Annotated in this window: 17 protein-coding genes; 7 read left to right on the top strand and 10 right to left on the bottom strand. The window is 60.7% G+C overall.

The window, feature by feature from the left end; translation table 11 throughout:
* The first annotated feature begins 53 nt into the window (after window positions 1-53).
* The 5 genes from JNK74_15980 (at window position 54) to JNK74_16000 (ending at window position 10059) form a co-directional block, all read left to right on the top strand.
* On the top strand, window positions 54-2225 hold the full coding sequence (locus tag JNK74_15980) for a hypothetical protein (GenBank protein ID MBL7647684.1): 2172 nt from the start codon (window positions 54-56) through the stop codon (window positions 2223-2225).
* A gap of 65 nt (window positions 2226-2290) precedes the next feature.
* On the top strand, window positions 2291-2899 hold the full coding sequence (locus JNK74_15985) for a hypothetical protein (GenBank protein ID MBL7647685.1): 609 nt from the start codon (window positions 2291-2293) through the stop codon (window positions 2897-2899).
* 253 nt (window positions 2900-3152) lie between these two features.
* Complete coding sequence (locus JNK74_15990) at window positions 3153-5570, top strand: protein kinase (GenBank protein ID MBL7647686.1); 2418 nt, start codon at window positions 3153-3155, stop codon at window positions 5568-5570.
* 110 nt (window positions 5571-5680) lie between these two features.
* Complete coding sequence (locus JNK74_15995; GenBank protein ID MBL7647687.1) at window positions 5681-6601, top strand: hypothetical protein; 921 nt, start codon at window positions 5681-5683, stop codon at window positions 6599-6601.
* 254 nt (window positions 6602-6855) lie between these two features.
* Window positions 6856-10059 carry a family 78 glycoside hydrolase catalytic domain gene (locus tag JNK74_16000; protein MBL7647688.1) on the top strand — a complete coding sequence of 1068 codons (3204 nt, stop codon included), beginning with the start codon at window positions 6856-6858 and terminating at the stop codon, window positions 10057-10059.
* A gap of 48 nt (window positions 10060-10107) precedes the next feature.
* Here the strand turns inward: JNK74_16000 and JNK74_16005 are convergent, their stop codons facing one another.
* Both JNK74_16005 and JNK74_16010 read right to left on the bottom strand, forming a co-directional pair.
* Window positions 10108-10866, bottom strand: a complete 759-nt coding sequence (locus tag JNK74_16005; GenBank protein ID MBL7647689.1) for a class I SAM-dependent methyltransferase — start codon at window positions 10864-10866, stop codon at window positions 10108-10110.
* Entirely contained in the window at window positions 10863-12059 is a 1197-nt protein-coding gene (locus JNK74_16010; GenBank protein MBL7647690.1) for a BtaA family protein, read from the bottom strand. The genes JNK74_16005 and JNK74_16010 overlap by 4 nt, the downstream gene beginning before the upstream one ends.
* A 176-nt stretch (window positions 12060-12235) precedes the next feature.
* On the opposite strand from JNK74_16010, the gene JNK74_16015 reads away from it, so the two are divergent.
* Complete coding sequence (locus JNK74_16015; protein ID MBL7647691.1) at window positions 12236-14587, top strand: sigma-70 family RNA polymerase sigma factor; 2352 nt, start codon at window positions 12236-12238, stop codon at window positions 14585-14587.
* 196 nt (window positions 14588-14783) lie between these two features.
* Here JNK74_16015 and JNK74_16020 read toward each other — a convergent pair whose 3' ends face one another.
* From JNK74_16020 to JNK74_16045, 6 genes are all read right to left on the bottom strand, one after another.
* A complete protein-coding gene (locus JNK74_16020) occupies window positions 14784-15329 on the bottom strand; it encodes a nuclear transport factor 2 family protein (protein ID MBL7647692.1) in 546 nt (181 codons plus the stop codon).
* Window positions 15326-15931, bottom strand: a complete 606-nt coding sequence (locus tag JNK74_16025; protein ID MBL7647693.1) for a chalcone isomerase family protein — start codon at window positions 15929-15931, stop codon at window positions 15326-15328. Before JNK74_16025 ends, JNK74_16020 begins: the two co-directional genes overlap by 4 nt.
* A complete protein-coding gene (locus tag JNK74_16030; GenBank protein MBL7647694.1) occupies window positions 15931-16980 on the bottom strand; it encodes a class I SAM-dependent methyltransferase in 1050 nt (349 codons plus the stop codon). The genes JNK74_16025 and JNK74_16030 overlap by 1 nt, the downstream gene beginning before the upstream one ends.
* Before the next feature lie 103 nt (window positions 16981-17083).
* Window positions 17084-18346 carry a class I SAM-dependent methyltransferase gene (locus JNK74_16035; GenBank protein MBL7647695.1) on the bottom strand — a complete coding sequence of 421 codons (1263 nt, stop codon included), beginning with the start codon at window positions 18344-18346 and terminating at the stop codon, window positions 17084-17086.
* Window positions 18343-19116 carry a DUF1365 domain-containing protein gene (locus JNK74_16040; GenBank protein MBL7647696.1) on the bottom strand — a complete coding sequence of 258 codons (774 nt, stop codon included), beginning with the start codon at window positions 19114-19116 and terminating at the stop codon, window positions 18343-18345. The genes JNK74_16035 and JNK74_16040 overlap by 4 nt, the downstream gene beginning before the upstream one ends.
* The gene (locus tag JNK74_16045; protein ID MBL7647697.1) at window positions 19113-20363 is read right to left on the bottom strand and encodes an FAD-dependent oxidoreductase; all 1251 of its coding nucleotides are present in this window, start codon (window positions 20361-20363) and stop codon (window positions 19113-19115) included. Before JNK74_16045 ends, JNK74_16040 begins: the two co-directional genes overlap by 4 nt.
* Window positions 20364-20617: 254 nt before the next feature.
* Between JNK74_16045 and JNK74_16050 the strand changes: the two genes are divergently transcribed.
* Entirely contained in the window at window positions 20618-21130 is a 513-nt protein-coding gene (locus tag JNK74_16050) for a CIA30 family protein (GenBank protein ID MBL7647698.1), read from the top strand.
* A gap of 85 nt (window positions 21131-21215) precedes the next feature.
* On the opposite strand, the gene JNK74_16055 is transcribed toward JNK74_16050, so the two are convergent.
* On the bottom strand, window positions 21216-22658 hold the full coding sequence (locus tag JNK74_16055; protein ID MBL7647699.1) for a DUF1501 domain-containing protein: 1443 nt from the start codon (window positions 22656-22658) through the stop codon (window positions 21216-21218).
* Window positions 22659-22663: 5 nt separating this feature from the next.
* Window positions 22664-26290 (bottom strand): PSD1 domain-containing protein, encoded by a 3627-nt coding sequence (locus tag JNK74_16060; GenBank protein ID MBL7647700.1) that lies wholly within the window; start codon window positions 26288-26290, stop codon window positions 22664-22666.
* Window positions 26291-26630 lie beyond the last annotated feature (340 nt).

Here is a 26630-nt window from a genome sequence, read left to right on the forward strand (position 1 = left end):
TTTGGGCACACACCCGGGCCTCTGGCATGGCCACACCTTGAATCGAGGCAAGTATGAAATCGACCCATGTGAAGTCTGCGGCGCTATTCTTTTTCCTCGGGGCGCTGGCGCCGATGGGCGGGGCCCAATCCACGTTTCTCATCGAGGTGGGGACCTTTGAACAGCAGATTCATACCCCTTACACGGTGGCAGAAGGCCTGCCGTCCAATGATGTGCTTCGTATCGCCTGGGTTGGGGGCGAGGTCCAGCAGTTGTCCGTGAGGACCTCGGGCGGCGAGGCGGTGCTGGCGGAAGGCGTCTGGACCTCGGCGGCTGAGCCCGATTCCGATGCCGTAGCGCAAGAGGCGCCACTCTGGCGGGATGCCTGGTCGGCGGTGTTGTCCCAGGGGGCCATTCGTGACACGGCGGATTTGAATGGCGAAGTCGCCGTCGCGGCGGCGGACGGGCTCTACATCGATGGTGGCACGGGCCTCGAGATGGTGCTGCCCCGGGATGGCGCGACGCGCTGGGCCCCGGTGGATGTGCGCGCGGTCGTTTACGATGGCGAGGGGCGCCTGTGGTTTGCGAGTCCCCAGGGCGTGGGGTGCCGGTTGGAATTGGAGAACTGGAAGCTCTACACCGGCAAAGAGGGGCTGCCATTCAACGATTTCACGTGTCTGGCGGCGGGTTCGTCGGGCGTGTGGTTCGGCACAACCAACGGCGCTATTCAGTTTGTGAATGGTGAGTGGCGTTTCCGACAGGGGCGACGCTGGCTGCTGAACAACCAGGTGAATGATATTGCGGTGGGTTCCGACGGCGCGGCGTGGTTTGCCACACCGGGCGGGGTTTCGAAGATTGGGAGCGTGCCCGCGACCCTGGCGGCGAAAGCGGCCCATTTCGAGGAGGAGATCGACCGCTATCACCGCCGCACCGAGTTTGAGTATGTGGCCGACGCTACCCTGCCGACGCCCGGAAAGAAAGAGGGCGGCGCCGCGCGGGACACGGACAACGATGGGCACTTCACGGGGCTCTACCTCGGCTCGGCGAGTCTGGGCTATGCCGCGACGAAGGACCCCGAGCAGAAGCGCAAGGCGCATCGGGCCTTCGAGGCGCTGGCGTTTTTGAGCAAGGTTACAGAGGGTGGGAGTAACCCCGCGCCGAAGGGATTCATCGCCCGGGCGATTCGCTCTACGGACGGCCCCGATCCGAACCTGATCCTCAATCCGGAAACCGACCGCGCGCGCCGCGAGGAGCGGGACAAGCTCTGGAAGATTATGGACCCGCGCTGGCCCGTGGATGAATCGGGCGCGTGGTATTGGAAGTGCGACTCCAGTTCCGATGAACTCGATGGTTACTACTTTGGCTTCGGTCTCTACTACGACCATGTATGCGAAACCGAAGCCGAGCGCGAGGCGCTTCGGGTCGTGGTTCGGCGCATGACGGACCACCTGATGAAGCATGATTTCAGCATGGTGGATCACGATGGCCAGCCCACGCGCTGGGGCCATTTCTCGCCGAAAGACCTGAATCAGAATGAAGACTGGTGGTTCGAGCGGGGCCTGAACTCGCAGAGTATCTTGACCTTCTTGCAGGTGGCCCACCACATCACGGGCGATGACGGCTATCGAAAGGCCTACCGGAAGCTGATCGATGACCATGGTTATGGACTCAACGTGATGACCTCGCCCAAGATCCAGTTCGGGCCGGGGTCGCATGGCCAGGCCGACGACAACATGGCGATCATGAATTACTACCACCTGATTCGCTATGAGACCGATCCCGAGCTGCTCAGCATGTACTACAACTCCTTTTACTGGTACTGGAACATCGAGAAGTACGAGCGGAACCCCTTCTTCAACTTCGTCTACGCCGCCTGCTGCAACGGAAAAGAGTGCACCGACCACTGGGGCACGCGCGATTTGTCGCCGGGCGTGCCGTGGATGGCGATGGCGGTGGACACCTTGAAGCGCTATCCCATGGATTTGATCGTCTGGCCCATGTCCAACGCCCACCGTATCGATCTGGAGTTCCTCGGCGATCACACCCGGAGTCCCGGCGCACCGCTCACGGGCGCGGGGCACCGCAACGATGGTCTCGTCTATCCTATCGATGAGAACCACGCGGTCTACTGGGGTGACGACCCCTGGACCTTGACCAGCGGTGGTGATGGCACGAAACTACGGGACCCGGTTTCCTACTTGTTGGCCTATTACCTGGGCGTGGTGCATGGATTTATCGCGCCGTAGGAGCGATTGACAGATTCCGTCGAAAGGTATAGGCTGGAGGCAGGTCCAACAGAGGGAGTCGAATCATGGCGGCAAGAATGACGGCGGAAATGTGGAAGATCGGGGCGCGAAACGCCCTGATTGCCGGACTGACAATTCTGGTACTGTTGTGGGGCGGAACCCTGGTGGTCTCGCTCCTGTCCGACCAGTCCTTTATGCATACGTTGGGTGTGGTGTTCGATCTCTTCTGGATTGCCGTGTTCACAAACTTCTTCATTTCCTGGTTATGGGGCCGATCCGTCTACGGTACGCTCGTACTTGACTGTGGCCCCGGTCCCAGCCGGGCACTCTACATTTTCAATGCGGCGATGTTTGTAGTGACTGGACTGATCTTTTTAGAGCAATCGAGTGGCGCGCCGCTGGGATACCGTTTCTCTTTTTCCGCCGCGCTGCTCTACACAATTGCGGGGCTCAGCCGCGTGCAGATTCGCGAGAACGGTATCTGGCAAGGCGCCACTCTCATGAAATGGGAGAAGATTCTGGCTTTCGAATGGAACGGCCAGGTTCAGGGGGCGATCAAGGTCCAACTGCGGTCCAAATTCTCCTTCACCGGGCGGGGCGTGCTGCTCATTCCCGATGAGCACAAAGAGGCGTGCTGTCGCGCGCTTGAAGCGCACGGCGTCGCTCGGGTTTGAGCCGGCACCGTTCAGAAACTCCCTGCGCCCTTGGAGTATTGTTCTGGGGCGGTGTGATGGTTCTGTGGTTGTTTGCGCGGCGCGCGTGGGTTTTGATCGGTTTTCTGTTGGTCGGGGGGCTTTGAGCGGACAGCGGGTTTGGGGGTTGGGGCTTGTACTCGCAGTCTATTTTTGTATCAGGCATTCGCATACATTATACTTCAGTGCATGACTGGGTGGTGGGCAATGGGAAGGAAGTTGGAGTTCCGTTCAAATGGAAGTGCCCTCGGGGGGGGAGAAGTACCGCCTTGTTCGAGAAATCGGGAAAGGCGGCATGGGCGTAGTGTACGAGGCTTGGGATCTGCGTCTTGATCGCCGTGTGGCGGTCAAGTATCTGAATCCCAGGTTCACGGCCGACGCGGAGAGTCTTGCCCGCGTGGAGCGGGAAGCGCGGAACGCCGCCCGCGTGGAGCACCCGAATGTGGTCCGGGTGTACGGTATGACTTCCGTCGAGGGCCAGCTTGTTATTGAGATGCAGTACATCGAGGGGGCGCCACTCCATACAATTCTTGCGGCGGGCAAGCTTGCGCCCGCAGTGGCGGCGGATCTGCTGCGCCAGTTTCTGGAAGCGCTGGAAGCCTGCCACGGTCACGGCGTCATTCATTGCGATCTGAAACCCGGCAACTTGCTTGTGACGCCCCAGGGGCAACTTTACCTGACCGATTTCGGCATCTCCCAATCGATTCGATCGGAAGGGGACTGGAGAAGTGCCGAGCGCGGGCCGCTGTGGGGCACACCGCGCTACAGCCCGCCGGAAGCCTGGCGCGGGGAGAAGCCCGATCCTCGATGGGATCTTTATTCGGCCGGCGCGGTGATCCATGAAGTTCTTTCCGGCAAATCTTTTCAGGATACGTGTACGCCGGGCATGACCACCAAGTCCCTTCCGGAGAGTACGTCGCCTTCCCTCGCCGAATTGGCTCCGGATCTTTCGCCGGGGCTCTCAGACCTCATTGCCGACCTGACCGCGCGTGATCCGCAGGAGCGACCCGGAAGTGCCCGGGCGGCGCTGGACCGACTGATCGAGATACCGGAACTGAAGCAGCGCGAGAGCGGCAAGGATACCTTCGCAAAGTTGTTCCTGCGGCTGGATGCCGCGGAGGAAACGACCAAGGTGGTGAGCCAGTCGCAGGTGATGGTTCATCCATTTTGGCGGCGTCTGCGGGTGGCTTTGGTGCTTCTGATGGTTGGCGGTGTACTGGGGGTGGGCTTCTACACGCGCAACGGACGAAGCCCACGCGAGGAGGAAGCGAACCCACGACCGGCGACGAGCTCCACAGCACCGGGAGCGGCGCGGGTGGCCCCGGTCACAACGGCGGGAGCCAAGACGATCAACTCACGTCTGGTGAGCACCAGCGCGGGGGTATGCTTCGCCTATGATGACGGGGTTCACGGGAACGAGCTCTGGTTCTGTGGATTTGGCAACCTTCACATGACCCTGCTGAAGGACATCGTTCCCGGGCCGGGATCCAGTAATCCACGCAACTTCTTGAGTCGCGAGTCGGCCAACTTTCTCTTTGCGGCGAGCACGCCCGAGACCGGCGAAGAATTGTGGTCCGCTCTCCTGGAGTATGACGGTAGCGCCCGTGATATCCGTCAGGTGATGGATATACTTCCGGGCCCCATGGGCAGCGAGCCCCTTCCTCAGGTTTCTCTACAGTCGACAGTGCTCTTCGAGGCCAAGACACTCGCCTTCGGTCACGAACTCTGGTGTACCAACACGAGGCCGGGCCAGACCGCGATTACGGCGGATCTGGCGGAAGGTCCCAGCAACTCGGTTCCGATGCAATCGCGGCTTGCCACGGACGACAGCGGCGCTTATATGATCGCTTACAATCTTGATGGGATGCGACTGTGGCGGTATGACATTGCGAGCAACACGGTGCGCGAGATCGCGCCGGTAGATTTGGATTCAAATATAGCGGCCGTGGATGGGCACCGCGCCATCATTTCGAACCGGGACGCCGAGCACGGCATGGAGCTATGGTACTACGAGCCCGGAAAAGCCGGGTTCCACTTGCTTGGAGACCTCTGGCCCGGTGCGGAGTCGTCGGGTCCAGGCTACTTTTACAGTTGGAAGAAAGGGGTCATTTTCCGGGCGAAGACGCAAGCGCACGGTACGGAGCTCTGGTGCACGGACGGCACGGAGGAAGGTACTCGGGAGCTCTCGGACATCAATCCGGGGGAGGCCGATGGCGAGCCCTACGGTTATGTCGCTGCTGGGGAGTATCTATTCTTCCGCGCCCACGACAGCGAGCACGGTCACGAACTCTGGATGACGGATGGGACACCCGAGGGGACGCGTCTCGCTGCGGATATCTGGAAGGGGCCCGAGTCATCGGACCCATACAATATCGTTGCACATGGGAGAAATCTCTACTTCAGTGCGCGCGACGGTGTGCACGGCGAGGAACTGTGGATGCTCAGCATCGATGACCCAGCCAATACGGTGCATCTCCTTGGAGACCTCTGGCCCGGTCCGACCGGGTCTGAACCAATCAGTCTGAACTGGTCCACCGGTCGATTTGGAATCTTCGTGGCGAAAACCGGCCCGGAAGTGTCCCAGCTTATCCAGATCGAGCCGTTGGACGCCGAGGGACAAAAGGTGCAACTCACGCCTGTGCCGCTGCCCTAGTCGTTCATTCGATTGGGGGACATTTCTCGGGCGCGGAGTTTTTCAGTGCCGCCGCCGCGTGTTACACTCTTCCGATTAGCGTCCCCCCAGTCAATCGGAGAGCACTCAGCATGGAAATTGGAAGCGGAAGCCATCGTTACAGCGTCATTGATCGGTGGGGCAACTTCCCCGATTCTCTGGTAATTGGCACGACCCACGGCGTGGTGGAAGATCGGTCGGGGCGCATTTTCATACATCACACCGGGCCGGTGTGCACGGTGATCTGCGATCCCGAGGGGAATGTGCTGGGTTCCTGGGGGGCACCGTGGCACGAGGGCGCTCACGGCATGATTCTCAATGAAGAAGCGGATGGAGAATATCTCTATTGCTCCGCCACCTCCGAGGGCATTGTGGTCAAGATGACGCTCGACGGCGAAGAGGTACTGCGCATTGCCACGCCTCCCCGCAAGGATATCTACGACGAGGAAAAGCGCTTTGTTCCCACGGAGAGCGCCGTCGCGTCCAACGGCGACATCTACATCGCCGACGGGTATGGCCAGAGCTGGATTCATCGCTACTCGAAGGGGGGCAAGTACATCGATTCCTTTGGCGGGCCGGGCAAGGCGCTGGGGCAACTGGATGGTCCCCACGGCATCAAAGTCGACCGTCGGAGCGGCGTGGAGCGGCTGCTCGTGGCGGATCGGCGCAACGTCCGGTTGGAGTACTTCACCCTCGACGGCGCCTGCCTTTCCGAATTGACGGCGGAACTGCGCTTTCCCTGCACAGTGAATCCGTGGAACGACGAAAACTACATCCCCGATCTCCATTCCCGGATTTCCATCTTTGATAAAGACGACAAGCTCATCCTGCACCTCGGGGATCGTCCCGATTGCTGGAAAAAAGAAGGCTGGCCCAACCTTCCAGAATCGGACTGGGTGGAAGGGGCCTTCTCTTCACCCCATGACCTGCACGTGGATAAAGCAGGCAACATCTACGTGGTGGAATGGCTCTCGAATGGGACAGGGAAGATTACGAAGCTGGTGAGGCTGTAGGCTGTAGGCTGTAGGCTGTAGGCTGTAGGCTGTAGGCTGTAGGCTGTAGGCTGTAGGCTGTAGGCTGTAGGCTTCAGGCTTCAGGCTTCAGGCTTCAGGCTTCAGGCTTCAGGATGCTCCAGGCCATCAGGTAAATCGTGAGTTGTCAACTATCAACTATCAACTATCAACTCATAAGACTCATAAGACCCATAAGACCCATGCGCCCTGTCCGACGGCAAGGCGCTTAGCATAGACCATAAAGGACTACCCCAATGCCACTCAGACTGGCCACCTTGCTATTGACAGGATTACTCGGAACGATGAACGCCATGGCCGCCATTCAGCCCACCAATCTTCGCTGCGAATACAAAACCAATCCCCTGGGACTCGACTTGACCGCGCCCCGACTGGGCTGGACGCTGGCGTCGGAGTCCTCCGCGCAGGTGCAGTCGGGTTATCAGATCCTGGTGGCGAGTTCGCTCAAGGTGCTTCAGGCGGATCAGGGGGACCTGTGGGATTCGGGCAAGGTGGCCTCCGATGACACCACGTTTATTGCGTACGCGGGCAAGGCCCTCACGTCGCGACAGATGAGCTATTGGAAGGTGCGGGTTTGGGATGGGGCGGACACGCCCTCGCCGTGGAGCGCGCCCGCCTTGTGGAGCATGGGGCTGCTGAAGCCGGACGACTGGACGGCGGCGTGGATCGGCTATGACGCCGTCGTGGAAGCGCCCGCTGCGGAAGAGGCCCCCGTGCTCGACATGGGTGGCGCCAACTGGATTTGGTTTGGCGAGGGAAAACCGGGCGAGTCCGCTCCGCTGGGCGATGTGTATTTCCGCAAGGCCTTCACCGTGGCGCCTGATCGCCTGCTGGACTCGGCGAAGATCTATATCACGGCGGATAATGCCGCCCGGGCCTTTGTGAATGGGGTGGAGCTTCAGGCGACCATCACGACCTTCAATCAGATCTACGAAATAGACATGACCCCGCTGGTCAAGGACGGTGAGAACATCATCGGCGTCATCGGTAAGAACGCGGGAGATGCGCCGAACCCGGCGGGCATGGTCGCGCGGATCGTGCTGGACTATGGCGAAGGGCCTTCGACCTTTATTGAAAGCGGGGCCGACTGGAAAGCCGTGCGCGACGCGGCACCCGATGGCTGGGACAAAGCGAGCTTCGACGACAGTGCGTGGCCCGGCGCGGGCGTCATCGGCACCGTGGGCACGCCGCCCTGGCCGGTGCCCGCGTTCCCCAAGGCGCTTGAACTGCCGCCGCCGCCGCAGCTCCGCAAGGACTTTTCGGCCGGAGAGGGGATCAAGCGTGCCACGCTTTACGCAACGGCCCTGGGTGTATATGACGCCTTCATCAACGGCGAACGGGTGGGTGATTTCATCTTCGCGCCCGGGTTTACGGACTACAACAAGCGCGTCTATTACCAGACTTACGATGTGACCCGGATGCTCAAGCCCGGCGCGGAGAATACCTTCGCCGCGCTGCTGGGCGATGGCTGGTATGCGGGCTACCTCGGCTTCCTGCCGCAATTGCCCGTGGACAGCCCGCGGGATCACTATGGCAAGGAACCGCGTTTCCGGGGTCAGCTCGAAATTGAGTACGCCGACGGACGCAAAGAGACGATCGCCACGGACGCTTCGTGGAAGGCGAGCTACGGCCACATTCGCGAGTCCGACATGCTCATGGGCGAGACCCACGACTATGCCCACGCGACTCCGGGATGGCTGCAGCCGGGCTTTGACGACAGCGCGTGGGATGGGGTGGCCACCGGCACGACCAGCACGGCCCCGGTGCAGGCCCACCCTGGTACACCGGTGACGCGTCACGAACGCATCGTCGCCGAATCGGTGACGGCGGTGGAGCCGGGCGTGCACATTTACAACCTGGGTCAGAACCTGGCGGGCTGGGCGGCCATTACCCTCGACGGCAAGGCCGGTCAGCGGGTCCGCGTGCGCTTTGGCGAGCGCCTGGATGCCGAGGGCAAGCTCTACACCACCAACCTGCGCAAGGCGCGCTGCATCGACACCTTCACGCTTTCGGCGGACGGCCCGATTACGCTGGAGCCCCACTTCACCTTTCACGGCTTCCAGTATGTGGAGATCGCGGGTGTGGACGAGGCCCTGCCGCTGGAGAACGTGGTCGGAGTGGTGCTTCAATCGGTCATCGAGCCTTCCGGGCATTTCGAATGTTCCGAGCCGCTGTTGAATCAGCTTTTCCACAACATCACCTGGGGCCAGAAAGGTAACTACCTCGAAATTCCCACGGACTGCCCGCAGCGCGACGAACGCATGGGATGGACGGGCGATGCCCAGTTTTTCATCCCCACCGCGCTGTACAATGCGGACGCGGGCGCCTTCTTCACGAAGTGGCTCGTGGATCTTGTGCAGGACTCCCAGGCGGAAGACGGATCCTTCGGCGATGTGGCGCCCCGCGTGGCACTGGGCAGCGGCGCCGTGGCCTGGGGCGATGCGGCCATGATCTGCACCTACCAGATTTATCGCTATTACGGCGACACGGCCATCATCGCGCGACACTTCCCCAACCTCGTGCGCGGGATGGAGTTTCTCGAGAAGACCAGCGAGAACGGCATCCGCAAGAAAATGGGGTACGGCGACTGGCTCAACAAGGGCGGCGGCGCGAAGGATGAGGTTATCTGCACGGCCTATTTCGCCTACCTCGCCGGCTTGATGCGCGAAATGGCCGAGGTCATCGGGGAGACGGAGAAGGCCCAGCACTATGCGTCGCTGGAAAATACGGTGAAGAATGCCTTCGTGAAAAACTTCCTCGCGGAGGACGGCAAGATCTTGGAGAGCAGCCAGACGGGCTATGCCCTCGCCTTCACCATGGATCTCGTGCCGGCGGAATTGAAGGAGAAGGCCGCCGCGCAGTTCGAGGCCGAAGTCGCGCGCTTCGACAACCACCTTGCCACCGGGTTCATCGGCACGCCGCGCCTCCTGCCTGGTCTGGCGGAAGCCGGGAAGATCGATCTGGCCTATCAGCTTCTCATGAACAAGGATTACCCCTCCTGGCTCTTCCAGGTAACCCAGGGCGCCACGACGATGTGGGAACGCTGGGACGGTTGGACCCCGGACAAAGGCTTCCAGGATCCGGGGATGAACTCCTTCAACCACTACGCCTTCGGCGCCGTGGGTGAATGGCTCTACAGCACGGTGGGCGGCATCGCGCCGCTGACGCCTGGCTTCAAGACCTTCGAAATCGCCCCGAAGCCCGGCGGCGGACTGACCTGGGCCACGACGCACTATCGCTCAATTCATGGGTTGATTCGCTCGGAGTGGGAGATTGTCGGCGTCGAGTTCAAACTCGAGGTGGAGGTGCCCGTGAATACGAAAGCGAGCGTGGTGCTGCCTGAGGCCTATCGAGGCAAGGTGCTGTTGAATGGCGAGCCCGCCGACGGGACGCTGGAGTTGGCTTCGGGGATTTATGTGATCTCGGGTAGCCGCGGCTGAGATTTTTTGGACGGAATGGACCGAGTGGACGGAGTGGACCTGAATCTATCAGGCCACTGAGTTCACTTGGTCCATTCTCCTTTTGCGCCCCACGAATCCGTAGTGTGGCACCTTCGCCAGCGGCACAAAGGGCAATCCGCCCCGACATTCCGCGAGGTGAATGGTCTCAAAGGCATGCGCCAGCCAAGGCAGGTGATCAGCATTCAGAAAGACGTTGTCGTTGGCGAACCAGGCGGGCCAGAAGTGGCGCGTAAATGCGCTGTGGCGGCGATGGCCTTCCGCGACATACTTGCGCGATACGTAGAAGTCCACCACGCCGATGTGGCCGCCCGGCTTGAGGAGGCGCAGGGCGTGCTCCAGTGCGGCGAACCAATTGGGGATCATGGTGAGCGAGTAGCTGAAGGTTACCAGGTCGACCGGGCCGCCGTCGGGCACAAAGGTGGTAACGTCGGCCTCGTGCAGGGCGACGTTGGTGAGACCGAGGGTGCTGACGCGTTTTCGCGCAATGTTCAACAGGCTGGGGGACAGGTCCACGATGTGGATGCGCTCAAGGGCGGCGGCGCGTTCGCCCATGAAGCCGATGGAGGCGCCGGTCGCGCCGCCCATGTCGATCCAGGTCTGTCCCGCTTCGAGTGGAAGCGATCTGAAAAGGGCTTCGCGCCCGTGCAGCAGGCGCTGGCGGAAGTCGTCGTAGCCTTCGGCCTGGGGGCCGTAGAACGACTCCAGCCGCTGGGCGTGGGTGCCGCCGCGGACCGGCCGGACCATCAAATGGTATAGCGTCGCGAGGTCGCGCATCGCGGCGTTCATGCGGGCAGTAGATCGGCGATATAAAAGCTGCCGTAGGTGTGCACCCGGTCGCGCTCGTGCAGTGCGGCCGCCTTGTTCCGGTCGTATTGGAGTGCTTCCGCCAGCCGGATCGCGCGTCCTCCGCGGACGACTTCAACGTCGTCAACAAAGGTGGTGTTCAGACCGCCGCTCCGCCAGATGATACGGGCATCCTCGGAGGCGCGATTGACGATGGCCTGCCATTCTTTCGTAAGCTCGCGGTTGGGGTCCTGGCAGAGCCAGTCCATGTGGTCGAGGAGCACGAAGCGGGAGATGGTTCCCTCGTAGCCTTCCAGGAATTGCCTTACCGTGCCCGTGTTCACGGAGACGGCCTCCGCCGCGCCCGCTTTCAGGCGCTGGAAACCTTCGGGCTTGAGATACTCGGGACAACAATCGGGGGTGTAGGCTCCGGTTAGATAAACGCGCCAGAAGTAGTTGTCGTGCAGGGGCAGGTGGCCGAAGACGGCGTCGACGCAGTCTTCCACGAAACCCACAACCCCACCGGGATGGAAGCGCTCCACGGTCTCGCGCTGTCGCAGCGGGACGCCGAGCATGCTGAGGGTCATGTCGCGATCCATGAGCCAGCGGACGTATCGCGTCCAGAAGGCTTCCCGAATTTCGGCATAGTACAGGGCGCGCTGCGATTCAAGGTCGGGCGCGGAAAGCAGTGCGTCCACGCCCTCACGCAGGGCCGGTCGGCAGCCGAGGTAGGCATTGATAAGCCACGCGAAAGCGCCGGAGGTGCCCCGAAAATAGAAGCTTCGCCGGGATTGCGCCGGGTCAAAGAAGTCGGCGTTGCGGTCCCAGTAGGCCCGGGCGCTTTCGCCCAGCCGAGGCCGCAGGGCGCTGCGATAGATGCGATGAAACTCCGGCAGGCGGCCTCTGCCGAAAAGTGCGAAGAAGTCCTCGTAGTCCAGTTCGTGGAGGCCGGCCAACTTGAGCTCTAAAAGGGCATTCTGCCGGTGATTCATATCCACCGTGTGGACCTGGCCCGCGCCCGCCAGCGCGTAGTCCAACGCGTTGCACCCGGCCGACGTGATGACGAGAACCGCGTCGCGCGGCGTAAGCTCCAGCGCCTCCCGGTCGATTCGGGGGTCCTCCCAGCAGGTGTTGTAGACCAGGTTGCGGGAGTGAACAAGGCGGAATCCAGCCTGACTGAGGAAATTGCCTATCATGGTGTCGCGCGGTCCTGTGTTTCGGGTAAAGTGCTTAGCGATACGGCAGAGTACTGCAGGTTTGTATGGCAAAAATGAGGCCGAGGTTATGGCCGCGTGAAAAACGATAGTCCCCACTTGGTCCCGTGCGGGTACAGAATAGGCAAATCGTTATACTACACAACGAGGAGCCAGCGATGTTTAATCTATTGAAGCGGTCCGACACGCGGCAAGTGCGTCAGGTTTTGTCGGGGCAATCGGAGGCCTTCGGGCCGCTGGTGGATCGCTATTTGCCCGCGGTGTATGCCGTGTCCTACGCGTATCTCGGCAATCATGCCGACGCGGAGGACGTCACGCAGGAGGCTTTTGTCTCCGCCTATACGAGTCTGCACACGCTGAAAGAACCGAAGAAGTTTGAGGGATGGGTAGTCAGCATCGCACGGCAGACGGCCTCCAAGCTGCGACGCAAGCAGCGACGGGAGGAGACTGTCTCCGCCGCGCTCCCAACCGATGCAATCCATCAGCCCGATCCGGCGCGCGAGGAATTGCGCCGCCTCTTGCGCGCCGAGATCGAGCGCATGGACGACGAGCCGCGTGAGGTGTTGCTGTTGCATTACCACGCGGGAATGAACGCCCGGGAGATCGCGGCGGCACTCGACATCAACCGGGAGGCGGTGAAGAAGCGCCTGCAGCGGGCGCGGCAGACGTTGAGCGAGAACCTGCTCGCGGTGATCGGCGAGGAGTCGAGGCCGAAGACCGACTACGTGCGGCAACGAAGTGCGATCATGGGGCTTGTGGCTGCGGCGGGCATTGGGTGGACGGCAAGTGCGGTGGCCGGTGCAGGGGACTTAGGCCGAGCGTCATCCATGGCGCTGCCAATGAAACTTGGCGGAGCTGCGCTTGCTATCGTGGTGATACTCGGAGCGACCTATGTGGCGACGAGGAACATGCCGCCTCGCGTGCCTACGGAAGGGGTGTTGGCTAATGCTCTGAATACCGTCGATGTGCGACCAGTTCATGCGGAAATCGTTGCTGTCCCCAGTGAGGTGAGCGTAGAGGAAGACGCAGTAGAGCCTGGGGAGTCCCTGGAAGAAGGCACCGCGGCGGGCTCCCTGACCGGCTATTGGAGGGCCTGCAATCTGGTCACAAATACGGGATTCTTTTCGAGTTGGAATGGGAAAAGCGACATTGTCTTCCTGGAGCAAGTCAACGACGATGTAACCCTCTATGCGATGTCGAGTGGCGAAACGAAGTTTGTAGCCGGGCATGGCGCTATAGAAGGCAATCAACTTCGCATCGCGCTTCCCATGTCCGATGGTCCGATGATTGGCAAACAGGCGAGCATAAAATCGGACTCATCGACTCCAACGGCGGATGAATCAGTACCTGCCAAGCCCGATATCACGTTTGCCCAAGTGCCCGGCTCGCAGATCATAGAGGTTTATGATACGACAGTCAGGGAGGAGGCGAGAGATGATGATGCTCCCCGTTCGACGCAGGAATTGGTGTGTACGGGGACTCTCTCGGATGGCAACTCCATGATGCTGAGCTGTATAGTAGAGGGAGGTAGCAAGCAGACTCCATTCACTCAGGACGCCGAATTTACCCGTCTTGCAGAGCGGGATGTGGCGGAACTGAAAATAATGGGTCAGCGAATTCACGAGATGGAAATCTTGGCGACTGCGTTGAAGGCGTTCCACACGGCTTACCCATCAACTTTTCCCGAGGAACTAAGTGGGTTGAGCGATGGCTTTCTTGATTCGCCTCAACTTGTCGTATCTAGCGGAAGTCGAATATTGGAATACTCGCCCAATGCACCTTGGAATCAGGGCTATTCCGAGAGACCCGAGGAAATGACAAGCCAAAACTATCTGCTGCAACGTGAAAAAGATGCCTTGGCTCCCTGGCCGGACTTTCCCAACGCGCCTCCACTGTTACGCGCCCGGTATTCTACGCCACCCATGATTCTAGAAATTCGAGAGGCAAATCCGTCCAGCGTAGAGCGAGTAGATCCGGGGAACCGGTTGCGCTGTTTCAGTTTCGGCACGTCCCCCTGGACGCCTGAAATCCAGGAAAGATGCATAGAATCGTGCCAGAAAAATATGAAGCAACTTGGCCTGGTGCTCAAAATGTTCGCCAATGAGGCTGAAGAGGGTCGATTTCCCGCAGGCTGGGCGACGACCGTTCCCGAATACTTGGCCAATACGAATGTGCTCACCTGTCCCAGCGTCAGCGGGGAGGAGGGCTCCACCCGCTCGGTAAGCTACGAATTGCTATTTCCCGCCATCAATGAGGAAGAACTCGTTATCCTTGCGGAAGAAATGGGATTGGATACTGGCGATATAAAAGCGCTGAAACACAAGGTTCCTGTGATCATCGAAAACCACCCCTGCGCCGATGGGAAGTCTCGGAATGTTGTCTTTTTGGACGGTGATGCCGAGCGAATCGAGGACAGTGATTGGGCAAGGGTTGTGGCTCCGTTCATCGCGGCTTCGGAAGCGTATCGGACGGATGTCTTTTCAAACGGGGAGGCTGTAATGGGTGGGTAGCCTTCCAGACTGATCTGTCGTGATGTAGCTACCCGCAGCGTTCGTCTGATAGACGGGAAGCCCAGGAACCCTTATCCTGAATCGGGAGATCTGTCCAGGGCAAGGGGCTTTTCCGGCCACCGCATACCTTTGCCTCAGCCTGGAAGGCCAAGCCACGTTGGCTGCCTCTGATTGCGTTGAGTGATTCGGTTAAGGCTCAGGGTTTATTCTTCCGTTCCTTCTCGATCTTCTCACGCGCTTCTTCCACGGCCTCGTGGAGCCGCTTCTTGACCTTGTTCACGAACCATTTCACCACGGGCACGCGCTCGTAGATGTACTCGCCCATGTCGAAGTAGTCGCGGTGGTAGATGATCTTGTTGCTCTCGCCGAATTTGAGGTGAGAGACGCCGTCGATGCTGAAGGGTTGGCCCTTGTTCAGGCCCTTGGTGGTTAGCGTCATGGTCCAGACCAGCACGTGGGTGTCGCCGTCGATGACTTCGTCGTGGTAGGTCCACTTTATGTCGGTAACGTATTGATACATGGCCTCCATGTAGATCTTGAACTCGCCGAGGCCCTCGGTGCGGTCGAGGGGATCCTGAAAGACCATGTTCTCGTCGTAGAGTTCGTCGAGAAGGTAGAGGTTGTGCACGCGGACGTCGTCGTAGGCGCTGCGGATGCGGGCGGAACGTTCTTCGGACAGGGTAAGGGGCATGCTGTTCTCCGCGGCCATCAGGAGGCCCAGGGTGAGTGCGATGGTGGTCATGGGCGTTGGGTTTCCTTCTCGGTTTCGCGCGCCGCGATTTCTTCGGTTGCCGGGTTCAGCGAGGCGAGCTTAGTACGGTCCACGATTTCGGTGGTGGGGCCGAGGCACATGGCCCAGAGGGCGCGCACGAGGGCGGGGTCTTCCCACTGACCGATTATGGTGTCGTCGTGGCGCACTTGCAGGCGTCCATCCGGGCTTGCGATGAAGAACAGGCGCTCTCCGCGGGCGAACGGCGCCTGAAAGGCGTCAACGAAATCCTCGCGCGGTTTCATATCGAGATCCTTGAAGTGCTTCTTCCAGGAATGGCGGATGCCATGGGCCGGCACGCTCTTGTAGACCCCATGGAAGATGAGCACCTTGTGCGCGGGGGTGTCGATGTACTGGCTAAGTCGCGCGTCGGGGTGCTGAGCCTCCTCGGGCATGCCGGCAATGTAATGGGCCACGGCATAGGCATCGCGACCGAGGGCTCTGCGCCGATCCACGCCGGTGAGTTGCAGGGTCTGATCCCCTATCATCATCGTGGCGTCGAAGGTTACTTGCGTATTCGGCTCGATCACGGTGGCCGCCGAGGCGAGGACTATCGAGAGCAGCGCGTGGAGCATCAGGTGGCTACCGCCATTGCGGGAAGGGGTTCTTCTATGGCAGACGTCGTGGGCGCCATCAGGTAATGCCCCACGTACCATTCCTTGCCACCGTTCCAGGCGAAAAGCTCTTCACAGGCCATGAAGAAAATGCGCCAGCGCTGGGCCTGGAGGGCGGCCTCCACAGGGGAGAGATCCTTGCGCAGCACGGCCTCGACCGAACCGCGCCGCTCGTCGAGGCGGCGGAGCCAGTCCCGGCAGGTGCGGGCGTAGTGTGTGCCGTTCACGGGCCAGGCCTGCTCCACGGTGAAGGGAACGGGCAGTGATTTGAAGTAGTTGAAGGAGGGCATCATGCCGCCGCTGAAGAAGTGGCGGGTCATCCAGTCGCTTTCGCCCTGATCTTCATAGGTGTAGGTATATTGATTGTGACAGAAGATGTGCACGAAGAGCTTTCCCTCGGGCTTGAGCCACTGGGCGATGCGCTCCAGGAGGACCACATGATTGCGGACGTGCTCGAACATCTCCACAGACACGACGCGGTCGAAACGGTTGTCAGGACGGAATCGGTTGATGTCGGCGGTTTTCACGGTGACGTTGGTCAGTCCCCGTTCGCGCGCGAGGGCCTCGATCGTTTCGCGCTGAGGTTTGGAGTTCGAAATGGCGGTGATGTGGCTGCCGGGGTAGCGCTCCGCCATCCACAGGGTGAGGGAACCCCAACCGCAGCCGAGTTCCAGAATGTCCATCCCGTCTTCCAGGCCCGCATGCTCACAGGTCTGGCGCAGCATGGCTTCTTCGGCGACCCCAAGGGGCGTCTCGGGCGTGGTGTACCAGCAACAACTGTATTTGCGTCGCGGTCCCAGCACGAGCTCAAAAAAAGCGGGATCGACTTCGTAATGCTGCTCGTTGGCCTGGTCCGTGGCCACGGCAATGGGCCTCTGGTGGTCCGTCAACAGGGGCTGGGGCGCGCGGCGGCACTGTTTGAGCCGCTGGGCGAGAAGGCGGCGAATGCCGAAGCGGATTACGCTGTCGGGGAGGCAGCCCCGCTCGGCAAGTCGGATGGGGAGTGACATGATTTGAAATTCCTTATGTCGGAAAGCTTGGACGGACAAAGAAGTCAAAGTTCACAAAGGTTTATGTTTTGAATTCTTCGTGGCTGACCAATCCTTAAATGGCTCACATCGGTGCGCGATAGCCGGGACGGGCGTAGACCAGCTGGGAGACGCCGGTGAGGTGCTCTTCGAATCCGGACTGGCAATAGCACAAGTAAAAGCACCACATGCGCCGGAATGATTCGGAGTAGCCCAGAGCCGCGATACTCGCTTCATTCTCCAGGAAGCGTTCGCGCCATTTCGCGAGGGTTTTCGCGTAGTGGGGGGTCATGTCATCCAGGCAGACCAGTGCCAGGTCGGTGTGTTTCGTGGCGACATTGCACAGGGTCGTGTGGGAGGGCAGGCAACCACCGGGGAAGATGTAGCGCTTGATAAAGTCCACATTGCGCCGGGCGAGGTTGTACTGCTGGTCGCGAATGGTGATGGCTTGCAGCCCCAGAAGTCCGTCCCGGGTGAGCAAACGCATGCATTGCTTGAAGAAAGTGGGGTAATACTGGTGGCCCACCGCCTCGATCATTTCTATGGAGGCGATCTTCGTGTAGGTGCCCGTGATATCGCGGTAATCGGAGAACTTCGCGGTCACCCGATCCTCCAGGCCTTCTTCACGGATGCGATCCCGCGTGATTGCCAATTGCTCCTTGCTGATGGTAATGGTGGTTACCTTGCATCCGTAGGTCGTCGCGGCGTGACACGCGAAGCCGCCCCAGCCGCTTCCGATTTCCAGCAGGTGGTCGTTCTCATTGAGATTCAACTTGCGGCAGAGGCGGTCGAACTTATTGGTGCTCGCCTGGGCCAGCGAATCATGTTCGCTTTCGAAGTAAGCGCTGGAATAGGCCATGGTCTCGTCGAGAAAGGTCTTGAAGAAGTCATTGCCCAGATCATAGTGGGCGGCAATGTTCTTGCGGCTGCCGCTGCGGCTGTTCTTGTTGAACCAGTGATAGGCCTTCAAGAAGGGGGCCTGAATGTCGCTGAGACGACGATCCATCGCGTCCAGTGTGGCGCTGTTGCGCGCGAGAATGCGGCAAAGGCTCGGCAGGTCGTCGGTGGCCCAGTCGCCGTCCATGTAGGACTCCGCCGCGCCGATGGAGCCGCCCAGGGCGATGCGCGAGTAGAAGCGCGGCTGGTACACGCGTACGGATGCCGTCACGGGAAAGGCGTCGGAATAGGAGCCGAAGGTGTGCTTCTCTCTCGGGTCGCTGAGGTGGAGCACACCTTCTTCGAGACCGGTGAGGCGCTTCAAGACCATGCGCCGACAGAGGGAATCGCACTTCGCGGGCTCTGCGGAAAGGCCCTCAAGCCGGGTGGTGTCAAAGGCGGAGTGTTTCATGGGGCTTTGCTCTCCTCCAGAGGGTCAATTCGCTTTGGGTACGGTTGAAAAGGCACGCCCTTGAGCCAAAGGCGCAATGCCTGCCAATAGATTGCGATAAAAATCCGCAGGGTCATGAATGGGTAGCCCACCAGGGTCCATGCCAGGCGGGGCGTGGACCAGGACCGGCGGAACATGGTCATTCCGGCCTCGAAGATCTCCGCGCCGTTCTGAATATTCTGAAGTTGGACGTCCAGAATATCGCCGGGCTCGTTCAGGCGACATCGGTACTCATGGTTCATTTCCATGAAGGGCGACACGTGAAAGGCCTTTGCGCAGCGGTAGGGGCTTTGAGGATCGCGACATACCTCGCCGGGCCAGATGTAGAGATGGCGTTCATTCCAGGGGGTGTTGTGTACTTCGGCGACGACGGTTTCCACCCGTGAATCGCTTTCGTCATAGCAATAGTAGAGGGATATGGGATTCATGTAGAACCCGAAGTAGCGAAGCTGGGTCAACAGTCGTACGGGGCCGGCCGGGCGTGTGCCGGTGGCTTCGGCCACCGCGCCGCGGATGGTTTCCCCCAGCGGCACGGCCGGTGCGCCCACGTGGTCTTTTCGCCGAAACCACGCCAGCGTAGGGAATCGGTGGGACCAGCAGAGGCGTCCGGAGAAGGCCTCATCGAGGTGATCCAAGTCCAGCCAGGTCATAAAGAGACGGTAGCGGAAGGCGTGGGACTTTGGTGCGTGGCGCGCGTGCCAGACGGTACCGGTGTAGAGCGCGGCGTTCACTGGATTTGCCCCGCGCCGAAGAATTCACAGGCTTTCAGGGCGCTCTTCACGCCGTCTTCGTGGAAACCATAGCCCCAGTATGCACCGCAATAGTGGGTCCGGTTTGCGCCACTGATTTCGCCATGACGCGCTTGAGCCGTAACGGAGTTCCGACTGTAGGATGGATGGCTGTAGTTATAGCGTCCGAGTTGCTTTGCGATGTAGAGCTCGCTGGTTTGATTCAGGGACACAAGATAGTCGGTCCTGGAGTCCAGCGACTGAAGGCGATTCATGTGGTAGGTCAGGTGCGCGCGATTTCCAGCGCCGGGCGCCATCCGGTAATTCCAACTCGCCCAGGCGTCCCGGTTTTTCGGGAGGATGGCCGTGTCCGTGTGGAGCACGACATCGTTGTCCTGATACGGTATCGCGCCGAGAATCTCCCGTTCGGCATCGGTGGGCTGGGCCAGCATGCGCAGGGCCTGGTTGCTGTGAACGGCGAGTACCACATGGTCGAAGTGGAGCTGCTCCGCGTTGGGCATTTCCAGCGACACCCCCTCGGCGTTGCGGGTGATCCTGCTTACGGGCGAGAGGGTGTGGACCCGATCCTTGAAGCCCCGAATCAACGGGGGGATGTAGTTGCGGGAGCCTCCGGCAATAACGCGCCATTGGGGCCGCACTTTGAGGTTCATCAGCCCGTGATTCTCGAAAAAGTGCAGGAAATAGCTCGCGGGGAGATCCGCGACCGAATCGCAACCCGCCGACCAGATGGCGGAAATCATGGGAACGAGATAGTGATCCAGGAAGGCCCTGGAGTAGCGCCCATGGGCAAAGAACTCGGACAGTGGAGCGTCTCCCCGACAGGTCTTGAGAAATGCGGGGCCGTGTTTGCTGAAGCGCGCGATGTCCCAGAGCATCCGGTAAAACGACGGACTGATCAGATTGGCCTTGTGAGCAAAGAGTCCGCGCAATTCCGGCGCCGCGTAGGCAAAGCCGCTTCTGGGATCGGAAAGAGCGAAGGACATGTCGCTCGCCTGGGTGGCCACCTTGAGCTTGTCGAGCAGTCGTATGAAATTGGGGTAGGTCCAATCGTTGTACACGATAAACCCCGTATCCACCGCATGGGTCCGGTCACCATCCTTCACGTCCACAGTATGGGTATGCCCGCCGATGTAGTCGTTGGCCTCGAAAAGCGACACTTCAGCTACATGTTGAAGCTGGTAGGCCGCTACCAGACCCGATATCCCCCCGCCTACGACGGCAATCCGCATGCTGACTTCCTTTTGCAATGTAATGAACTTGAATCCGACTAGAGGGTACCATTTTGTCTAGCTTTTGTCAATCTAGAGATAAACAAAAATAAACGCCCTGTGATACAATAAGCACAACCTCCAGAACGCCCACGGGCGGAAGACAGGGCTCGAACATGAATACGTTGTCCAAAATCAGACGAAACGCCTGGGTGATACTGGCGTTCGGACTTTTGCAAACGGTCCGCGCGACCCCGCCGGAGGAGACCCCTCAGATGCAAATACTCTTTGGATTTGACGAGCCGACCAGGGCTTGGGATGTCATCGACGATGGCGTGATGGGGGGCCTTTCCCGGGGGAGTTGGAAGGTGGAAGAGGGTAAAGGCATCTTTCAGGGGCAACTGTCCCTGGAAAACAACGGAGGTTTCTCTTCGGTGCGTTCTGCTCCGCTGGATAGTGCCCCATCCGGCGCGACGGCCTTTCGCCTTCGTGTAAAAGGAGACGGCCGCCGCTATCAGTTCCGGGTTCGCACGGACGGGAATTTTGATGGTGTCAGTTATCGCGCGGAGTTTGAGACAACGAAGGATGAGTGGCAGGAGGTGGCGCTGGAACTGAAGGCGTTCGCGGCCGTGTTTCGGGGCAATGTACTCAATGACTATCCGCCATTGAGCGCGGAGCGCGTGGTTACCGTGGGCTTCCTGCTGGCCGACAAGACGCAGGGCGCCTTTCGCCTCGAGGTGGAATGGATCGGCGCATTGATGCCCGATTCGCCGTCAGTGGCCAGGTAACGGTACCGGGGCGCTCGCGACCTCGAATCTCGATCACCGTACTGAGGGACCAACCTGACTCGTTGACGAGGAATCCTCAATCCGGTCACGCAATTAGTTCCGGCACCAGATTGCCAAATACGTCGGTCAGTCGGAAGTCGCGGCCCTGATAGTGATACGTCAGTCGGGTGTGATCCATGCCCATCAGGTGGAGAATCGTCGCCTGCATGTCGTGCACGTGGACCGGGCGCTCCGCAATGTGGAAACCCAGTTCGTCCGTTGCGCCGAGGGTGTGGCCCGCGCGCACGCCGCCGCCGGCCATCCACATCGTGAAGGCCTGGGGGTGGTGGTCCCGGCCCATGCTGCGCCCGAGGGCGGCGATGGATTCGACCATGGGCGTGCGACCGAATTCGCCGCCCCAGATGACGAGGGTCTCGTCGAGCAATCCGCGGCGCTTCAGATCTTTGATAAGAGCGGCGCAGGCCTGATCGGTCTCTTTGCACTTGGCCTTCAGGCCGCCCGCCACATCGCTGTGGTGATCCCAGCTTCCATGGTAGATATTGACGAAGCGCACTCCGCGCTCGACCATGCGGCGGGCAAGCAGGCAGTTGTTGGCGAAGGAAGGTTTACCGATTTCCGCGCCATAGAGGGCGAGGGTTTCGGGTGTTTCCTGCGAGAGATCGATAAGGTCGGGCGCGCTGCTCTGCATCTTGTAGGCCATTTCATAGGCGTTGATGCGCGCCGTGATCTCGGGATCGCCGAAGCTGTTGAAGCGGTGCTGGTTGAGCTGGTTGATGAGGTCGATGCTGTTCCGCTGTAGGGCGGGGTCTATGCCTTTCGGGCTATTCACGTTCAGGATGGGGCTGCCCTGGCTGCGGAAGGGCACGCCCTGATATTCCGTGGGCAGAAAGCCGCAGCCCCAGTTGTGGGCGCCCGCACTTGTGCCCGATCCCGATTGCAGCACGACGAAGCCGGGCAGGTCGTCGGCCAGGCTACCGAGGCCATAGCTCGCCCAGGCGCCCAGGCAGGGCCTACCCTGGAGGGGCGAGCCGGTGTTCATAAACAATTGCGCCGGCGCATGATTAAACTGGTCGGTGTGCACCGAGCGCACGATGGCGAGTTCATCGGCCACCGTGGCCAGGTGGGGGAGCAGTTCGGATAGTTCCGCACCGGACTGACCATGCTTCGCAAATGCGAAGCGGCTGGACATGAGGTTGGCGTCGGGCTGGATGAAGGCGTAGCGCTGATCCTTGACCACTTCGGCGGGGATGGGCTTGCCGTCATATTTCGCCAGGACCGGTTTGTAGTCGAACATGTCCAACTGGCTCGGCGCGCCTTCCATGAAGAGGTAGATCACGTGCTTGACGCGGGTGTTGAAGTGGGAGGGTTTCGCGGCAAGGGGATTGGCGGGTGCGGCCGCTGTGGCCGTGCGCGAGCACAGGAGGGAGGCGAGGGCGATCTTACCGAGGCCCACGCCGCATTCCCGGAAGAAATGGCGGCGGGTCGTGCTGTGCAGCGGGTGAATCCGTTCTTCGTCGTTATGCATCATGGGTACTACCCTCGTGTTATCGTTTCGTCGAGATTCAACACCGCGCGGCAGAGGAGGGTCCATGCCGCCTCCTCGACACCGCCTTGCCCATTGACCAGCGCTAGAACTTGATCCGCAGGCTGCTGACGCAACAGGGTCCGCTGTCCATCCAGGTAGTCCAACAGCGCCTGGGCTTCCATCGCATCCGGTTCGCGGGCCACGCAGCGCAGGAAGAGGACTCGAAGTCGTGCCGCCGGGTCGGCGGGTACTTCCGCAATCAGGGAGCGCGCCATGCTGCGTGCGGCCTCCATGAACACTTCGTCGTTCAGCAGTGTGAGGGCCTGCATGGGGGTGTTGGTGCGCAATCGCCGTACGCAGGTCATATCCCGTGCGGGCGCATCGAAAACAGCCGCCGTGGGATAGGTCAGCATGCGCTTCCAGTACGTATACATGCCGCGGCGCAATCGGGCTTCGCCTTCATCAGCCTTCCACGACGTGCCGCCGTAGACCATGTCCAGCAAGCCTTCGGGCAGGGGCGGGAAGACGCTGGGGCCGCCCACGCTTTTGTTGAGCGAGCCGCTTGCCGCCAGGGCTATATCGCGCACGAACTCGGCATCCACCCGGAAGCGGGGTGCGCGGGCGAGATAGATATTCTGCGGATCGATCTGCTGCTGCTCCGGTGTTACCTTCGCCGACTGACGGTAGGTGGCCGATGTGACCATGAGTCGGGCCATATCCTTGATGGCCCACTGGCGCCGCATAAACTCCACGGCGAGCCAGTCGAGCAATTCCGGATGGCTCGGGGCTTCGCCCTGAACGCCAAAGTCTTCCGTGGTACGAACGAGCCCGCGCCCGAAGAACTGCTGCCACATCCGGTTCATGGTGACCCGTGCGGTAAGCGGATTCTCTTCACTCATGATCCAGCGTGCGAGGGTCAGGCGATTTCGCGGTGCGAACTCGGGCAGGCGCGGCAAGACTTCAGGCACATCAGGCAGCACTGCCGCCCGGGGCTGGAGGAATTCGCCCCGATGGTGAATATTGGAAACCCGGACCTCCTCCCGCTCTTCCAGCGCCAATGTGGTGGGGTTCTTTGGAAGGCTTCTCTCAAGCTTCGCCATCTCGGCCTGGGCCTCGGCCAGCAGCGGCGTGTGCTCCAGGAAGTACTGGTGAAGCCGGGCCTGGTCCGAATCGGCGAGCTGGTCCTCCAGCATCAGCGCTTCAATCTCCGCGGGTACACCGGCGGCTTCGGGGGCGGGGCCGCCCGTGGTCATGATCCGGAATCGTCCGATGGTGTGCTGGTGGATATACTTCTGTTCCAGTGTAACGTAGAAGATTGTGCCACCGGGGAATCCCGCAGGCTTGTCGAAGGCGAAGACGGCCTCGTGGGCCTTGCCTTCACCGCCCTTGATGGACCAGCCGGTGTCGGCGCGCCCGTCGAGGGTCTTCGCGGCAGTTTTGTCGCCATCGGCATGGCTTTCCGTGGCGCGGGCGATGCTAAGGGGGACCTTGGCCTCGGGGTCGTTCCAGGGGGCCGCGCTGACCTTTACTTCCGTCAAAAGGAAATCGCCTTCCGAGAGAATCACGCCCCGTCCAGGTCCACCACCGGGCAGGCTTTCGTGGGGCAGCACTTCGAGGCGCAGTCCGGTCACATGGGACTCGTCGGTGCGCAGGGCCAAGTCGTAGACGTCGTTGTTCGGAAGGTCGCCCTTCGCGAGGATGGAATTGTCTTCCAGCCGCTTCAGGGTCGTAAATTTCTGAGTCTTCATTTCGATGGGCGTCAGGTTGGCCCAGGGACGGGCCCTGGACTTCACGCCATCGGCCCACTCGGTGTATTTCTTCGCAAAGAAGGCGGCGCGCCGTTCATCGTCGCTCTGATTGACCACGGCAGGGTCATTGAGGATGCTTTCGAGACGAAAATCGCCAAGGGTGTGGAACTGGCCGTGCTCCTGCGTGAGGTGTACCTCGATTTGCAGGGGGGCAGTCAGATCGAGGGGCTCTGGGAAGAAGAAGCGGGCGATCTGTGCCTGACTGACGCCGCGAGGATCACCGCCGACGGCCCATCCACTCTCGGGTTTGCCGTCAATGGCGGCCTCAATGGCGTAACTCGGCTGGGCGTAGTCCGCCTCGGCCCTGGCAAAGACGAGACTCGTGCGCGTGTCCGGTGCGGCGGGGTCAAACTGCCAGGCGGTGAACTCGCTGAGTACAAAGTTACCGTTGTCGGCCCGACCGGGGCCTTTTTCACCCGGCAGCACCGACAGCCGGAGCCCCTCGACGCGGCCAGGTCCGATTTCGGCTTTGACGATGTAGGTGTTCCTATCCCGGCCGGCATTGGCTACGCGCACGGTCCGGTCGGGTTCGATCATCAGCGCGCCGCCATCGCGGGCTTCGGCCGTGGCCGAGGCGAAGGGTACGTACTTGTCGCTTTCATCGCTCAGGGGGAACTTGCCGCAGAGCGCGCCCTTCAGGTCCGCGATCTTAGTGAGTTGCTCTTGCCGATTCTTCTCCACTTCTGGCGAGGGCACTTCGAGGGTGACATCGTCGGTGTTGTTGAGAAAGGCGAAGAGCTGGAAGTACTCCCGCTGGGAGATGGGATCATACTTGTGGGAGTGACACTGGGCGCAACTCATGGTGAGTCCCAGCAGGGCGGTGGCGACGGTATTGGTTCGGTCGACCACATTCTTGTAGCGAAATTCGGCCACGTCGATGCCGCCTTCTTCGTTCAGCATTTCATTTCGGAAGAAGCCGGTGGCGATGCGCTGCTCGAGGGTGGGGGAGGGCAGCAGGTCGCCCGCGATCTGCTCTATGACAAAGCGGTCGAAGGGCATGTCGCTGTTGAAGGCGTTGATGACCCAATCCCGGTAGGGCCAGATGCTGCGGGGGCGATCCTTCTCATAGCCATTGGTATCGGCATAGCGGGCCACATCGAGCCAGTCGATGGCCATGCGTTCGCCGAAATGGGGCGAGCGCAGAAACTCTTCCACCAGCGCTTCATAGGCATTCGGACGCTTGTCGGCCACGAAACGCTCCACTTCCGCCGGTGTGGGGGGCAGCCCACGCAGATCGAGGCTCAGCCGTCGAATGAGGGTGTTGCGGTCGGCTTCGGGCGAGGGGGAGAGGCCCCTGGTCTTCATGGTCTGGAGTATAAAGGCGTCGATGGCGTTGCGGCCCCAGGTGGCGGCGTCCATCGCGGGCGGTGCGGGCTGTACCGGCGCCTTGAAGGACCAGATATCCGTCTTCGCGGAGGAGGTGTCGGCGGTCGCTTCGCCGCCAAAGGGTGCGCCAGCCTCCAACCAGGTTCTTAGAATTGCGGCGTCCTCCTCCGATACCCGGTCGCCTTTCGGCGGCATCCGCACGTCTTCCTCTTCCGATAGGATCCGCTGCAGCAGCGGGTAGCTGCCATCTTCCGCCGGGGCCAGGGGGGAGGCGTGGGAGTCGCCGCCGAGCCGCGCATCGGCCTCGTTGCTCAGGCGGAGTCCACCTTTTCGCGCTTCCGGGCCATGACATTCGTAGCAGTATTTCTGCAGAATGGGTGCTACGTCCTCGCCGGAGACGGGTGTGTCCTCCGCGCGCGAATTGGCGAAGGGCAAAGCGAAGAAGCATGCAAGGATGGCCACACGGCTCGCACGATGCGCTTGAAAGAATCTGGTCTTCACTGCAACGACTCCAGACGGGGGAATGGGGTCCCGGTTACACTCAAAGCTCGACGCCAGAATATCAGATTCCCCATGGCCGGTCCCAATTGAAGAATCTCCGCCCCAAAAAAGACAAACCCGCCCTCCAGCGACGCCGGACAGCGGATTGCTGATGTTCTTGTAATCGGGATTAGAGGGTAATGCCGAAGAAGCCGAGGAAAACGAGGATGGCTTCGAAGAGGTCTACATACTGGGTGATTTCGGCGATGAAGGCCAGCAGTTGGTCGAGTACAGTCATGTGAACGCAATGCTCCTGTGTAAAGTGTGTCGCAACCTGGTACCCGGACATAATGCAGGGTTC

It is taken from the genome of Candidatus Hydrogenedentota bacterium (assembly GCA_016791475.1).
Taxonomy (GTDB): Bacteria; Hydrogenedentota; Hydrogenedentia; order Hydrogenedentales; family JAEUWI01; genus JAEUWI01.

Coding starts and splice junctions, on each gene's coding strand:
- JNK74_15980 (MBL7647684.1), top strand. CDS start 54: ATGAAATCGACCCATGTGAAGTCTGCGGCGCTATTCTTTTTCCTCGGG.
- JNK74_15985 (MBL7647685.1), top strand. CDS start 2,291: ATGGCGGCAAGAATGACGGCGGAAATGTGGAAGATCGGGGCGCGAAAC.
- JNK74_15990 (MBL7647686.1), top strand. CDS start 3,153: ATGGAAGTGCCCTCGGGGGGGGAGAAGTACCGCCTTGTTCGAGAAATC.
- JNK74_15995 (MBL7647687.1), top strand. CDS start 5,681: ATGGAAATTGGAAGCGGAAGCCATCGTTACAGCGTCATTGATCGGTGG.
- JNK74_16000 (MBL7647688.1), top strand. CDS start 6,856: ATGCCACTCAGACTGGCCACCTTGCTATTGACAGGATTACTCGGAACG.
- JNK74_16005 (MBL7647689.1), bottom strand. CDS start 10,866: ATGAACGCCGCGATGCGCGACCTCGCGACGCTATACCATTTGATGGTC.
- JNK74_16010 (MBL7647690.1), bottom strand. CDS start 12,059: ATGATAGGCAATTTCCTCAGTCAGGCTGGATTCCGCCTTGTTCACTCC.
- JNK74_16015 (MBL7647691.1), top strand. CDS start 12,236: ATGTTTAATCTATTGAAGCGGTCCGACACGCGGCAAGTGCGTCAGGTT.
- JNK74_16020 (MBL7647692.1), bottom strand. CDS start 15,329: ATGACCACCATCGCACTCACCCTGGGCCTCCTGATGGCCGCGGAGAAC.
- JNK74_16025 (MBL7647693.1), bottom strand. CDS start 15,931: ATGCTCCACGCGCTGCTCTCGATAGTCCTCGCCTCGGCGGCCACCGTG.
- JNK74_16030 (MBL7647694.1), bottom strand. CDS start 16,980: ATGTCACTCCCCATCCGACTTGCCGAGCGGGGCTGCCTCCCCGACAGC.
- JNK74_16035 (MBL7647695.1), bottom strand. CDS start 18,346: ATGAAACACTCCGCCTTTGACACCACCCGGCTTGAGGGCCTTTCCGCA.
- JNK74_16045 (MBL7647697.1), bottom strand. CDS start 20,363: ATGCGGATTGCCGTCGTAGGCGGGGGGATATCGGGTCTGGTAGCGGCC.
- JNK74_16050 (MBL7647698.1), top strand. CDS start 20,618: ATGCAAATACTCTTTGGATTTGACGAGCCGACCAGGGCTTGGGATGTC.
- JNK74_16055 (MBL7647699.1), bottom strand. CDS start 22,658: ATGATGCATAACGACGAAGAACGGATTCACCCGCTGCACAGCACGACC.